At 36.4% G+C, this 14678-nt stretch carries 14 protein-coding genes and 1 other annotated feature; all 14 genes read left to right on the top strand.

Annotated elements, in window-relative coordinates; all coding sequences use genetic code 11:
• Window positions 1-673 precede the first annotated feature (673 nt).
• Window positions 674-1180 carry a GNAT family N-acetyltransferase gene (locus tag AC1VS3_RS10890; protein WP_008687952.1) on the top strand — a complete coding sequence of 169 codons (507 nt, stop codon included), beginning with the start codon at window positions 674-676 and terminating at the stop codon, window positions 1178-1180.
• Window positions 1181-1184: 4 nt separating this feature from the next.
• On the top strand, window positions 1185-2918 hold the full coding sequence (thrS, locus tag AC1VS3_RS10885; RefSeq protein WP_008687954.1) for a threonine--tRNA ligase: 1734 nt from the start codon (window positions 1185-1187) through the stop codon (window positions 2916-2918).
• On the top strand, window positions 2915-3853 hold the full coding sequence (locus tag AC1VS3_RS10880) for a hypothetical protein (RefSeq protein ID WP_008687955.1): 939 nt from the start codon (window positions 2915-2917) through the stop codon (window positions 3851-3853). The genes thrS and AC1VS3_RS10880 overlap by 4 nt, the downstream gene beginning before the upstream one ends.
• A gap of 15 nt (window positions 3854-3868) precedes the next feature.
• Entirely contained in the window at window positions 3869-4258 is a 390-nt protein-coding gene (locus tag AC1VS3_RS10875) for a NifB/NifX family molybdenum-iron cluster-binding protein (protein ID WP_008687957.1), read from the top strand.
• A gap of 287 nt (window positions 4259-4545) precedes the next feature.
• Window positions 4546-4812, top strand: coding sequence for a molecular chaperone GroES (locus AC1VS3_RS10870; protein WP_008687959.1), 267 nt, complete (start codon window positions 4546-4548; stop codon window positions 4810-4812).
• A 27-nt stretch (window positions 4813-4839) separates the two neighbouring features.
• Window positions 4840-6459, top strand: a complete 1620-nt coding sequence (groL, locus tag AC1VS3_RS10865) for a chaperonin GroEL (protein WP_008687962.1) — start codon at window positions 4840-4842, stop codon at window positions 6457-6459.
• 215 nt (window positions 6460-6674) lie between these two features.
• On the top strand, window positions 6675-7079 hold the full coding sequence (locus AC1VS3_RS10860) for a cell division protein SepF (RefSeq protein WP_008687963.1): 405 nt from the start codon (window positions 6675-6677) through the stop codon (window positions 7077-7079).
• Between the two features lie 2 nt (window positions 7080-7081).
• Window positions 7082-7837, top strand: a complete 756-nt coding sequence (locus AC1VS3_RS10855) for a YlmH family RNA-binding protein (protein ID WP_008687965.1) — start codon at window positions 7082-7084, stop codon at window positions 7835-7837.
• A 13-nt stretch (window positions 7838-7850) separates the two neighbouring features.
• A complete protein-coding gene (locus AC1VS3_RS10850) occupies window positions 7851-8315 on the top strand; it encodes a DivIVA domain-containing protein (RefSeq protein ID WP_008687968.1) in 465 nt (154 codons plus the stop codon).
• Window positions 8312-8520, top strand: a binding site (T-box leader). (Overlaps the previous gene by 4 nt.)
• Window positions 8521-8563: 43 nt before the next feature.
• A complete protein-coding gene (gene ileS, locus AC1VS3_RS10845) occupies window positions 8564-11290 on the top strand; it encodes an isoleucine--tRNA ligase (protein WP_119983309.1) in 2727 nt (908 codons plus the stop codon).
• Between the two features lie 265 nt (window positions 11291-11555).
• Window positions 11556-12287, top strand: a complete 732-nt coding sequence (locus AC1VS3_RS10840; protein ID WP_008687973.1) for a TrmH family RNA methyltransferase — start codon at window positions 11556-11558, stop codon at window positions 12285-12287.
• Window positions 12288-12506: 219 nt separating this feature from the next.
• Window positions 12507-12950: a type II secretion system protein gene (locus AC1VS3_RS10835; protein ID WP_230326987.1), complete on the top strand. Its 444-nt coding sequence runs from the start codon at window positions 12507-12509 to the stop codon at window positions 12948-12950.
• Between the two features lie 66 nt (window positions 12951-13016).
• Window positions 13017-13787: a prepilin peptidase gene (locus AC1VS3_RS10830; RefSeq protein ID WP_008687975.1), complete on the top strand. Its 771-nt coding sequence runs from the start codon at window positions 13017-13019 to the stop codon at window positions 13785-13787.
• A gap of 14 nt (window positions 13788-13801) precedes the next feature.
• Window positions 13802-14678: type II secretion system F family protein (locus AC1VS3_RS10825; RefSeq protein WP_481275648.1), on the top strand; the 877-nt coding region annotated here is incomplete at its 3' end.

The raw sequence follows: 14678 nt of genomic DNA, 5'->3' as shown, positions 1-14678 counted from the left end.
TTTGCGGACATTTAAGAAGATATAAAAAGATAGTCAAAAAGACATATATAATTTCTAATAAATTTTGGTATTTATTGAGAATTCCAAAATTTACCATTCACATAGATGGTATTTTACCATAGTTCTATAAGTGCCACCAGTCAATCCCATAATTGGTAGGTTAGAGAAACAGTTTTCATCAAATTATGCTAACCGTTATATGTTTAGGATGTTATATCCAAAAAGGGGATATAAAATAGGAAAAACAGTTTCTGTAATTCTTACAATCTATCCATAAAATAACTAAAGGCAGTATCCTCTAACTGCGATAATTAGCAAATGGTAGAATACATATGGCTATCGCTTCAACATCTTTTTCACTAGGGAAAATGTAAGGAAAGCTTGTGTTAACATTGACAATCAGAAACTTATGGTGTATAAAAATAAGGTAGACAAACGAAGAAGAGGACATGAAGATATGTGCTTTGAAAGCAGAGAGAAAAGCGGATGGTGAAAGCTTTTACGAAGAGCCTTGTCTTTACTACCTTGGAGTTGCCCCTGAAAGGGTGTGCCGCATACCTTGCGTTATCAGGTTTGAGAGCTTCGCTTATGCGAAGAATAAAGGTGGTACCGCGTATAAGACTGACGTCCTTTGAGATGCAGTCTTTTTTCTTTTAACTGGAGGTGATGATGCATGATACTTTGTTTGGCAAACAGCACTTATGCGACAGCATTAAAACGTTATGTGGATAAGTTCCCGAAAGACAGCGTGATTTGCGGTTTGGCTTTCTTAGATACTTGCGAAGATACAAAAGCCTATTTACAAATGATGATGGACTGGCATGAAGAACGTAATCTTCCAAATGGTATCGTTGGCAGTTCTTTATATCTAGCTATGGAAGATGAAGAAATTGTTGGAGTTATCATGTTACGTCATGAACTAAATGCTTATTTAGAACGTATTGGCGGACATATCGGCTATAGTGTAGCACCAGATAAAAGAAGAAAAGGAATCGCTAAATGGATGCTTGAAGAAGTACTTGCAATAGCGAAAGCAAACTTCCACATGAATGCTTGTCTAGTGAGTTGTGAGGAAACAAACGTGGCAAGCCGTCAAACAATCTTAGCCTGTAAGGGTCATTTCATGAGAAAAGAAGTAAACGATGGAATCACATACGAGATGTATAAAATAGGAGGTTAAACGTATGATTGATATTAGAGAAAATGAACAATTAAGCATGTTGAATCATTCCTGTGCTCATATGATGGCACAGGCTGTAAAGCGTCTGTATCCACAGGCAAAATTTTGGGTAGGACCAGTTATATCAGATGGTTTTTATTATGATATTGATCTTGGTGATGATGTAATCAAAGATGAAGACCTGCCAAAAATCGAAAAGGAAATGAAGAAGATCGCCAAAGATGGAAAGCGTATTGTCCGTAAAGAAATTAGTAAAGAAGAAGCCTTAGAAATGTTTGCGGACGATCCTTATAAGATTGATCTGATTCAAGATTTGGAAGATGGAACAATTACCTGTTATCAACAAGGAGAGTTTATCGATTTATGTCGCGGGCCGCATGTAGAAACGGTTAAGCTGTTGAAAAACTTCAAACTTTTAAAACACTCCGGAGCTTATTGGAAAGGTGATGCAGAAAATAAAATGCTGCAACGTATTTATGGTGTCTGCTATCCAACAAAAGAAGAATTAGAAGAACATTTGCATATGCTGGAAGAGGCCAAAAAACGTGACCATAAAAAATTAGGACGTGAAATGGGTCTATTCATGATGAGTGAATATGCACCAGGTATGCCATTCTTTTTGCCAAATGGAATGATTATTCGTAATCTGTTAGAAAACTTCTGGTATGAAGAACATACAAAAGAAAATTATAAATTTATCAAAACACCAATCATGATGAGCAAGGAATTATGGGAAGTAAGTGGACATTGGGCAAACTATAAAGAAAATATGTATACGACAATGGTGGATGATCGCGAATTTGCAATCAAGCCAATGAATTGTCCAGGGTCCTTATTAGTGTTTAAAAATGGTCTACATTCCTATAAAGATTTGCCACTGCGCATGGGAGAATTAGGGCAGGTACATCGCCATGAAGCCAGTGGAGCTTTAAATGGGCTATTCCGTGTTCGTACTTTTACGCAAGATGATGCTCACATTTTCATGCGCCCAGATCAAATTGAAAGTGAAGTAAAGGAATTGATCAACTTCATTGATCGCGTATACTCTATCTTTGGCTTATCCTATCGTATTGAATTATCGACACGTCCGGAAAAGAAATACATTGGAGATCTGGCAATTTGGGAAAAGAGTGAAAAAGCTCTTGCTGATGCATGTGTCAGTGCCGGTAAGGATTATAAAGTCAATCCAGGAGATGGTGCTTTCTATGGGCCAAAACTTGACTTCCATATCAAAGACTCCTTAGGAAGAGAATGGCAATGTGGAACGATTCAATTGGATATGAATCTACCTGAACGCTTTGATTTAACATATGTAGAAAAGGATGGCACGAAAGTGCGACCTGTTATGCTGCATCGTGTTATATTTGGATCAATTGAACGTTTTATTGGTATTTTGATCGAGCATTATGCAGGACATTTCCCTACATGGTTGGCACCAACTCAAGTCATGGTCGTTCCGGTACATTATGAACGTCATGCGCAAGCTGCAAATGCTATAAATGAAAAATTGTTAGCGATGGGATTTAGGAGCAAATCAGATGCACGAAATGAGAAATTGGGGTATCGTATAAGAGAAGCACAGCTTGCTAAAATTCCTTATCAGCTTGTTATTGGTGATGGAGAAGTAGAAGCTAATACAGTTACGGTACGTCGTGCACAAAGTAAGGAATCTGTGACAATGCCGGTAGAAGAATTTATCGCTAAGCTGAGTGCTGAAGTGAAGGAGAAACGTTTATGAAATTATTGAAGGGATTACTGGCAGGTGTCATGGCTTTGTCTTTAAGTGCCTGTGCAAGTAATGATGACACAAAAAAAGAGGAAGCAAAAACAGAACCGATTAAGGTACTGGCGCCTTTAGGGGCAACTAGTTTATCATTGTTAGGATTATACGGTGATAAAAATGTGAGTGTTGACACCGTTGACGGTACAAGTGTCATCAGTGCAGAAATTGCTAAGGAAGATGGAGAATATGATGCTATCATCGCACCTATTAATTTAGGAGCTGCATTATTATCAAAAGGAAAAAGTCAATATAGGTTAGACAGTGTCGTAACCTGGGGTAATTTATATGTTGTTGGAACTGATGAAAAAGCTTTAACAGAAACAGGAATGTTTGCGGCTTTTGGAGAAAAAGCGGTGCCACAGAAAGTTTTTATGGCTAGCTTGGATGTGAAAAGCATAAAACCTGAAATCACTTATTTTGCTTCTGTGAATGAAGTACAACAACAATTATTAAGTAAGAAAGCAAATGTCGGGTTGATGGCTGAACCTGCTGCTACAGCAACCATTGCTAAAGCAAAAGAAAAAGGAATAACTTTAAAGGTTTTAAAAGATTTACAAAAAGAGTACCAAAATAAAAATAATACAAAGAGTGCGGGATATCCACAAGCAGCGTTATTTGTAAAAAAAGGTTCAGAGGATAAAGTAAAGAAATATATTGAAACAGCTACAACGTTTGCTAATGAAACAAGTAAAAAGGATGAAACGGCGATTAGCAAAGCAGTAGAAACGGCAACTCCAGAGAAATTAGGTATTCCAAATGCACAGATTGCGGTTAAGACATGGCCTCGTCTGAATATTAACTATGTTAAAGCGGCAACTGTAAAAGAAGATATTGCTACATTCTTAAAGCAATTTAATATTTCTATCAATGATGATGCATATACGAAATAATTTGAGGTGATGAAGATGAAATATGCAATAACTTATGAAAATCATATGGTATTCCAACACTTTGGGAAATGCCCTGCTTTTCTACTTGTTGATATAGAAGATGGCATAATTGTAAGAAAAGAACTTCTTAGCGCTAATGGGAGCGGTCATGGTGCGCTAGTTACACTGATTCAAGAAGCTGGTGTTGATGTATTAGTATGTGGTGGTATCGGTCAAGGCGCACGTGATGCGTTAGCTAAAGCTCATATAGCTTTAATTGGTGGTGCCAGTGGAAATGTTGATGAAATTGTAGAACAGTTAAAGAAGGGAACACTACAGGATGATCCCAATGGTAAATGTAACCATCATCATGAGGAAGGTAATCACGATTGTGGTAATCATGATTGTGGATCTCATACGCACTAAGCTCGCTTATATGCGAGCTTTTTTCAATTACTAGTTATCATAGCTTTGTTTTAACTTGTCGTAAAATGAAATTGATAAAGGAAGCACTCTTATCACAGCATATAAATAAAGCTTTTTACGTATAATGTGACTGTCGTTTGCAAAGCTGCTTAATGTTTATAAATCACCAGCTAAAAAAATATGAACTTTTTTTAGCATTCCTATTGCCAAAGTGCTAAAAGTGAGTATAATATAGGGTGTTAGCAGTTATGAACTGCGAGTGCTAAAACTTAAAGGAGGAATCTTAGATGTTAAAGCCATTACACAAAAACGTGATTTTAAAGAAGGAAAAAGCCGAAAAGGAAACAAAAACGGCAAGTGGAATTATCCTGACAGATAACAGTAAAAACAAACCAAGTTATGCTACTGTAGTAGCGATTGGACCAGAAAGTGAAGCAGAAATTAAAGTTGATGATAAGGTTGTATACAAAGAATATTCTGGTACAGATGTGAAATTAGATGAAGAAGAATTCATCATCGTAGAAGATGAAGATATTTTAGCAGTCATTGCGTAAGATAAAAACAAACAGGAGGTAATGAACATGGCAAAAGAAGTACGTTTTTCAAAAGATGCAAGAAATGCAATGTTAGCAGGTGTGAATACACTGGCTGATGCAGTACGTGTAACTTTAGGTCCTAAAGGACGTAATGTCGTTTTAGAAAAAGAATTTGGATCACCATTAATCACAAATGACGGTGTTTCTATTGCAAAAGAAATTGAATTAGAAGATAAGTTTGAAAATATGGGTGCGAAATTAGTTTATGAAGTAGCCAATAAAACAAACGATACTGCTGGTGATGGTACAACAACAGCAACCATCTTAGCACAAAGCATGATTAGCAACGGTTTGCGTCAGGTAGAAAAAGGTGCAAATCCTGTATTAATGCGTGAAGGTATTGAATATGCTAGCAAGGAAGTGGCAAATCATATTCTAGATAAGAGTCGTAAAATAGAAACAAACAGTGATATTGCCAGTGTTGCGGCTATTTCCAGCGGCAGTAAAGAAGTTGGTGAAATCATTGCTAAAGCAATGGATAAAGTTGGCCGTAATGGTGTTATCTCTGTTGATGAATCTAATGGATTTGATACAGAATTAGAAATCAGTGAAGGTATGCAGTACGATAAAGGATACGTTTCTCCATATATGGTAAGTGATCATGAGAAAATGGAAGCAGTCTTAGAAAATGCTTTTGTTATGGTAACTGACCAGAAAATCAATAATGTGCAAGAAGTGCTTCCAGTATTAGAACAGGTAGTGCAGTCCAATAAACCATTGTTGATCATTGCAGATGATGTTGAAAATGAAGTAACTTCTACTTTGGTTGTCAATAAACTGCGTGGTACATTTAATGTAGTTGCTACGAAAGCTCCTGGTTTTGGTGATAATCAGAAAGAAATTTTGAAAGATATTGCAGTGTTAACAGGTGCTACATTCTATTCAAAAGATTTGAACATGGAATTAAAAGACATGAAATTGGAAGAATTAGGTAGCGTGAAGAAAGCAGTTATTACAAAAGATAATACAACAATGATTGGCGGAAATGGCAATAAAGATGAAATTACAGCTCGTATTGCTGAAGTACGCGCACAGATGGAAAACTGTAAGAGCGATTATGATAAAAAACGCTATGCAGAACGTTTAGGTAAGTTAAGCGATGGCGTTGCTATCATTAAGGTTGGTGCAACTACAGAAAGTGAACTGAAAGAAAAGAAACTGCGTATTGAAGATGCATTGAACGCAACGCGTGCTGCTGTTGCAGAAGGTATCGTAATTGGCGGTGGTGCTGCTTTGGTTGAAGCTTATGTGGCTTTAAAAGATCAGTTGAAATCAGATATCGTCGATGTACAGAAAGGTATTAAGGTAGTCATGGATGCGTTATTAGCACCTATTGCACAGATTGCCGAAAATGCTGGTTATAACGCTGAAGAAATCGTCGAACACCAGAAAGGTGCTGAGGCGAATATGGGCTTTGATGCAAAATACGGCAAGTGGGTGAATATGTTTGAAGAAGGTATTATTGACCCAACAAAAGTAACAAGAAGTGCATTGTTGAATGCTGCAAGTATTTCTGCATTATTCTTAACAACAGAGGCAGGCGTTGCTGCTATCAAAGAAAAAGAAGCGCCTATGCCACCAATGCCACAAGGCGGAATGTATTAATATTAAAGAGCAGCTGCTATCCTGCAGCTGCTTTTCTTAAATACCCTAAGTTTATAGTAAGCTTTTTTAGGTGCTTTAAGTTCTGTCTGTAGAAATTTGTCAATGAATGACGAAAATGAGATTCCAATTATGAAGAATCACTTAAATTACACAAAAAACTTTTTCTTAATGCACATTTGTGCTAAAATATAAGTAATGTATAGGAGGTATGCTACATGAGCATCGGTCAGAAATTCAAAGAGTTTATTGCACCAATGGATGAAGATGATGTTTTGGAAGTGGAACAGGAAGAAGAAAGTCCTTCTCTTTCCGAATATGAACAGCCAAAATCCAAAGCTATAAATCGTTTGCCTGGCGACACAAAAATGGTATTGTTTGAACCTCGTTCATTTGATGAGGCAGAAGAAGTCGCTAAACGTTTAAAAGAGAATAAAGCAGCGGTCGTTAACTTACATAAACTGCAAAGAGATTATGCACAAAGAACCATCGATTTCTTAACAGGTGTTATTTTCGCACTGGATGGAACCATTCAAAAGATTGGACATAATGTTATTCTGTGTGCTCCAAGAAATGTTGCTGTTCACGGAGAAATTAATCTGGATGCCAGTGAAGAGGACTAGCATTGCCAATTCATTTTGAACATTATAGGGGTAATGAAAAATTCGTAAAGCGTATTTATGATCTGATAGATCTGATGGAACGCCGCCGTCGAATTGTCGTTACTCCATTTTTTGCGCCTGATGAATGTAACATCTGCGATGCTATTTTAGGGCATCAGATACCGTATGGAAAATCCGGAGGTTATCAAGGTGCAGAACGTTGTCGCTATGCACTTTTACCTTATGAAGATGAACTGGCTGATTTAAAAATAACGATTCTCAAGGCGACTTATTCACCGCAATTTGGTAAGCTTGCACATCCAGATGTTTTAGGGGCAATTCTCAATCTTGGTATTGAACGGGAAAAAATCGGTGACTTAATTGTAAAAGATAATGAACTTATCATTTTTGTAGATGAAGAAATCGAAAATTATATCGTGTGTAATTTGACACGCATTAAACGAAGCAATGTGCATTTTAAACGTTATGAAGGTGAAGTCACTTATGAGCCAAAAATACGGTATGAGCATAAAATCGTATCGAGCCTACGTTTAGATGTACTTGTATCAAGCTTTGCAAATATTTCAAGGAAGAAAGCGCAGGAGCTGATACGTGCAGGACTTGTAAAAGTTAATCATGTAATACTTGAAGAAACTTCCTATTTATGCAATAATAATAGTGCTATTTCCATTCGTGGACATGGACGTTTTTACTTCAAGGAAATTGTGAAAACGACCAAAAAGGATCATTTGGTGATTCTGGCGGGCAAGTATCAGTAGATAGGGTGATGGTATGGACAAACGTATATTTGATACGATGAAAAACGGCTACAACCGTTATCAGGTCGATGATTACATGCAGACGCAAAAGCTCCAAATGGATGCCTTGCAGAAAAAACTGGAAAGTGTAAATCGTGAGCTTGAAATGTTGCGTCAGGAAAAAAAGGTGCTTGAGAATGAGTATCGGAAATTGAATGACAATCTGCATATCAAGGAAAGTGCTGCCAGTGAAATGGCACGTATGGCAATGAAAGAGGCGAATATGATCGTCGACACGGCGAATCAGAATGCAGATACGATTATCAAAGAAGCATTGATGATGGCACGAGGTATTCTGATGGAAATTGCCCGTTTGGGTGATGAGGCTAATGATATGAAAAGCAGTATGAAAGAAGAGCTGCACAAGATTGAGGAAGCGTTGGACGATTTTGAAACACCGGCGATTCCAAAGATGGATTTATTAAAAAAAGAATTATAAAAGCGAAGAAAAAGACATGTTTCTTATCGGTGGATGCAAAGAGAACAGGCGGTTGGTGGAAGTCCTGTGTGAAGCGAAAAGAAAAATCACTTTGGAGCTTATCATCTGAAAACAGTAAGATGATACGGTTACAGCCGTTATCTGTTTGAGTGCTATTTTGATAAGAAATAGAACTAAGGTGGTACCACGTTCACGCGTCCTTAGACAAGGAAGCGTGTTTTTTTTGTTTATGTTAGGAGGAAAATGATATGGAATACAAAGAAACATTATTGATGCCAAAAACAAAGTTTGAAATGCGTGGAAAACTTCCAAGCAAAGAACCAGGATTTCAAAAACGCTGGAAGGAACAAAACATTTATGAAAAGATGTTAAAGAAACGGGAAGGCTGTGAACCATTTGTTTTACACGATGGTCCTCCATATGCCAACGGAGACATCCATCTGGGTCATGCCTTAAATAAAATTTTAAAGGATGTTATCATCCGTTCAAAATTTATGGATGGCTATAAAGTGCCTTATATTCCAGGATGGGATACGCATGGTCTTCCTATTGAAACGGCTATCCAGAAATTAGGACACAATCGTAAAGAAATGGAATTGGCGGATTTCCGTAAACTTTGCTATAACTATGCAATGGAACAAGTAGAAAAACAAAAAGCCGGCTTTTTATCTTTGGGGGTTGTTGGTGATTATGATCATCCTTATATCACTTTAACAAAAGAATTTGAAGCCCATCAAATTGAAATTTTTGGTAAGATGGCAATGAATGGCTTGATTTATAAAGGGTTAAAACCGGTTTACTGGAGCCCATCCAGTGAAACGGCATTGGCAGAAGCTGAAATAGAATATAAAGATGTTAAATCTCCTACGATCTTTGTGAAATTTCCAGTAAAAGATGGTAAAGGAATTTTAGACACTGATACTAGTTTTGTCATCTGGACAACAACGCCTTGGACTATTCCAGCAAACCTTGCAATTTGCTTGAATAAAGATTATACTTATGCGCTTGTGAATAGTGAAAAAGGTAAGCTGATCGTATTAGAAGAATTAGTAGATGCACTATGGGAAAAGTTCGGTTTACAAGAAAAGCAATTGTTGAAGACATTTAAGGGTAGTGAATTAGAAATGATCACTTGCCAACATCCTTTATATGATCGTGAATCATTAATTATTTTAGGTGATCATGTTACTGCTGATGCAGGTACCGGTTGTGTACACACAGCTCCAGGCTTTGGTGCAGATGACTTCTTTGTTGGCCAGAAATATGGGTTACCAGCCTATTGCAATGTTGATGAGCATGGCTGCATGATGAGTGATGCCGGGGAATGGTTAGCTGGACAATACGTAGATGATGCTAATAAGACAGTAACACAAAAGCTTGATGAAATCGGGGCTTTATTGAAGTTAGAATTCATTACTCATTCATATCCACACGATTGGAGAACCAAAAAACCAATCATTTTCCGTGCTACTACGCAGTGGTTCGCTTCTATTGATAAAATTCGTGATCAGTTGCTTGAAGAAATTGACAATGTAGATTGGATTCCTAAGTGGGGTCAGCAACGTATGCATAATATGATTGCAGATCGTGGTGACTGGTGTATATCACGTCAACGTGCATGGGGTGTTCCAATTCCAATTTTCTATGCGGAAGATGATACACCTATTATGGATCAGACAGTATTTGACCATGTGGCGGGTTTATTCAAGGAATTTGGCTCTAATATCTGGTTTGAAAAAGAGGCAAAAGATTTATTGCCAGAAGGTTATACACATCCTGGTTCTCCAAATGGTGTTTTCCGTAAAGAAACGGATACCATGGATGTTTGGTTTGATTCCGGAAGCTCGCATACCGGCGCCATGGTGGAACGCGGTTTAGGTTATCCCGCTGATCTATATTTTGAAGGCAGCGATCAGTATCGTGGTTGGTTCAACTCTTCTTTGATCATTGGTACGGCAGTTCATGGACATTCTCCATATAAACAAGTATTAAGCCATGGATTCGTCATGGATGGTAAAGGTGTGAAAATGAGCAAATCACAATGGAATGCCGTAGCACCTGGAGAAATTACAAAGAAATATGGAGCTGATATTTTACGTTTATGGGCGGCAAGTGTAGATTATCAGGGAGATTGTAGTATGTCTGATGAGATATTAAAACAAATCAGTGAAAATTATCGTAAGGTACGTAATACTTTCCGTTTCTTGTTGGCTAATATTGATGGCGAAAACGACTTTACTAAGGCTGATCTGGTAGATGTTAATACATTGCCTGCTTTGGATAAGTATATGTTAATCATGTTGGCAGATGTCTGTGAAAAGGTTAAAAAAGCATATGGAGAATATCGTTTTGCTGATGTGACAAGTATGCTGACCAATTTGATGACAAATGAATTCTCTGCTTACTATCTGGATTATACAAAAGATATCTTGTATATTGAAAAGAAAGATTCCAACAGAAGACGTCAGGTACAGACAGTTCTATATTATGCGGTAGATACGTTAGTGCGCTTATGGGCACCAATTTTGACACATACGGCAGAAGAAGTTAATGATTTCTTCCATACGGAAGAGGAAAGCATTCATTTGGGTGCGTTCCCGGTAGTACCGATTTTTGAAAATGCTGATGAAATTAAAGAAAAAGTAGCACGTTTAATGCTGATTCGTGCAGATGTCTTTAAAGCATTGGAAGAAGCACGTGCAGAAAAGATCATTGGTAAATCTTTGGAAGCACATGTAATAATCAATGTAAATGATGAAGACCGCGCTTTGATTGAAGAATATTGCGGTAATAAATTTAATCAATGGTTAATTGTTTCAAGAGTAAGCTTTTCCGTAGATGAGTTAAAAGCATATGAGGTTTGTCAAATTGCTGTTGAAAAATGTGAAGGGAAAGTATGCCCAAGATGCTGGAATATCACGGAATCAAATGCTGAAGATGGTTTATGTGAACGCTGTGCTGCGGTTTTAGAATAATCGATAAGGTTGTTTGTCAATTATGATAAACAGCCTTTTTTTTTACAGTTCTTTGGGTTGTTCTAGAGGAATCATTATTTTTATACGATTTTGACATTTTTATGTTAAAATAGATAAAAAGTATTCATGGCAATAAACATCCGAAACATGATGTTTATCTGAATGATTTAAGCCTTTATGAAAAGGCACAAGTTATTCAGAGGCTTAACAGATTTTAGATATTAAAAACTAGCAAATGAAATTAGAAGAATGAGGACAGAAAACTATGGAAATAACATCATTGACAAATACGAAAATCAAACAGTGGGCAAAATACAAAGAAAAAAAGTATCGAGATGCAGATCAAAAGTTTTTGATTGAGGGTGAGCATTTACTGCAAGAAGCGCATACGGCTGGCCTTATTGAATGTATTCTTGTTGAACAAGGGAAAAACATACCTTATGAACAATATCCCGTATACTATGTTACAAGAGAAATTTTAAAAAAATTAACTGATAGTGTATCAGGAAGTTGGGTAATGGCGGTTTGTCATTTTCCTGAGCAGCAAGCACTTACATCAGATAAGATCATCATTCTGGATGGTGTTCAAGATCCCGGAAATCTTGGTACGATTTTACGCACTGCCTTATCTTTTTCCTATCAAACAATATTGCTATCTAAAAATTCAGTAGATGTATATAATGAAAAGGTTATTCGATCTACACAAGGAGCACTTTTTCATCTAAATATTATTCGTACAGAATTACTTACTGCGATAGAAGAGCTTAAAGAAAAGGGATATAAAATTTATGGAACTTCATTACATGAAGCAATTCCTTTATCACAAGTTCATCCAAAAAAACGTCATGCACTTATCATGGGGAATGAAGGAAAAGGCGTCCGGGAAGAAATATTATGCCAAACAGATCAAAATGTATATATCGAAATGGATACTTTTGAATCACTGAATGTAGCTGTAGCAGCAGCTATCTGCATGTATACCTTTAAAAATAAATAAATGATAACTTTTTGTTATTATAGTATAAATCAATCTTATACAAACTGCATAAATTAACATGCTATTCTTACAAAACAAATGGAATTATTAAGGAAATTATCCTTTTCCGTTGATAAAAAGAAAAAGTTAGAAAAAAATTTCCAATTTCTATTCTCTTATGATAAGATAGTAAAGAAGATGTATGTCACATTGACATCATAAATAAAGGAGATGTTTAAAATGAAGAGTTTAAAAAGAAACAAGAAAGGTTTTACGCTGATTGAAATCATTGTAGTATTGGTAATTATGGGAATTCTGATTGCTATTGCAGTACCTAGTGTATTGGGATATGTCAATAAGGCAAAAGAGCAGAGGTATTTATCTGACGCTAGAGCATATTATATTGGTGCTCAAGGCATTGTGACCAATAAAAACGGAAAAGATGAACCAGTTGGAGATTATGATTTGACAGCTGCAAAAATTCAAGCAGATGCGGGGATTTTAGCTTCCGAATCTGATATCAATGTCTCAAAATGTACTTTGAGTGGAACAAAGGGCAATGTGAAAATTGAGAAATGTGATTTTGCCGTAAAAGATATCACTAGTAAATACATTTCTATCACTGCAAACAAACAAGCTGAATTTGTTCCGGTTGATGACACTCATCCAATGCCTACAGAATAAAAAATGCTTTTTCAAAGCCTCTATGGTAAATAGAGGCTTTCACTTTATAGAAAGGAAGGGATAAAGTTGGAAAAGATACTTATCATATTTTACGTATATGCATTCTTAATCGGTATATGTATTGCCAGCTTTATCAACGTCGTGATTTGGCGCGTACCTCAAGGTTTGTCTGTGGCAAAGGGTAGATCATATTGCCCCAATTGTCATCATACATTAGCGTGGTATGATTTATTTCCTATTTTCAGTTATCTCCTTTTGAAAGGGAAATGTCGTTATTGTGGTGTTAAAATTCCCATGCGAGATACGATCATAGAATTTCTTGGTGGTGGTGTAGCAATCTTTTGCTTTCATCGTTATCAATTCACATGGGATACCCTTATCATCTTCTCTGTTATCATGATTTTTTTGGCAATAACAATGATTGATTTTGATACGATGACTATTCCAAACGGTCTTATTATCGCATTGGTAGTACCGGCTGTTCTGATGACTATTTTACATCCTGAAATCACGTTGCTTGAAAGAGGTATTGGCTTTTTTATCGTATCCTTACCAATGTATCTTTTAACTTTAATGATTCCTGATTGCTTTGGCGGTGGGGATATTAAATTATTGGCTGTTTCAGGTTTTATGATTGGATGGAAAGGCATACTTTTAGGAGCATTTATTGGTGTTTTAACTTGTGGCTGTTATGCAAGCTGGTTATTGATAACTAAAAAAACACAAAAAGGCGCACATATTGCGTTTGGTCCTTATTTATGCTTTGGAATTGTGGTATCATTAATGTATAGTGAATTTATCATACATACGTATTTATCTATGTTTGGTTTAAAATAAACGAGGTGACGATCATGGCTACGTTTAAATATACTGCAAAAGATATGGATGCAAAAAAAATAACCGGCAAGATGGAGGCAAATGATCGTAAAGAGCTTGCCGCTTTTCTGCGTAGTGACGGCAAATTTTTAATAGAATGTAAAGATGTTACGAATATTGAAAAAAACACTTATAAGCTAAAATTGAAGGAATTATCAGATTTCTCACGTCAATTAGGAACGATGATAGGCTCTGGAGTAAGTTTAATACGTGCGATTTCAATCTTAGTGCAGAGACAAAAAAATCCTAAAATCAAAGCTATTTATACAGATATCTATCGAAAGCTGCAACAGGGTATGACATTATCATATGCTATGGAAGAGCAAGGAAAAGCTTTTCCAGAATTAATGATTAATATGTATCGAACTGGTGAAACCAGCGGTCAAATGGAACGTGTTGCGATGACGATGGCTTTACAATATGAAAAAGATAATCGAATAAAAGGTAAAGTACGTAATGCGATGATTTATCCTATTATTCTGATATGTGTTACGATTTTTGTTGTAATTGGAGTATTCACCTTTATCATTCCAAGTTTCTCTAAGGTCTTTAATGGTATGGAACTTCCTATGATCACCAAAATTGTAAATGCAATCAGTGAAGCAATGCTTGCTTATTGGTATTGGATGCTTATTGGTGTGTTGTGTATGGTGGCCTTGATTGCAGGTATGTTGCGTGTTGAAAAAATACGATACAAAGTGGATCAAATGAAATTGAAATTTCCTAAATTAGGTAAATTATTAGGAACGATTTATACATCAAGATTTGCCAGAAATATGTGTTCCTTATATACAAGTGGGATATCTATTATTAATGGCTTAATGATCGTAAAAGATAATATTGGAAATAAAT

The organism is Longicatena sp., from assembly GCF_982403165.1.
This window is presented reverse-complemented; position numbering and strand designations above follow the sequence as displayed.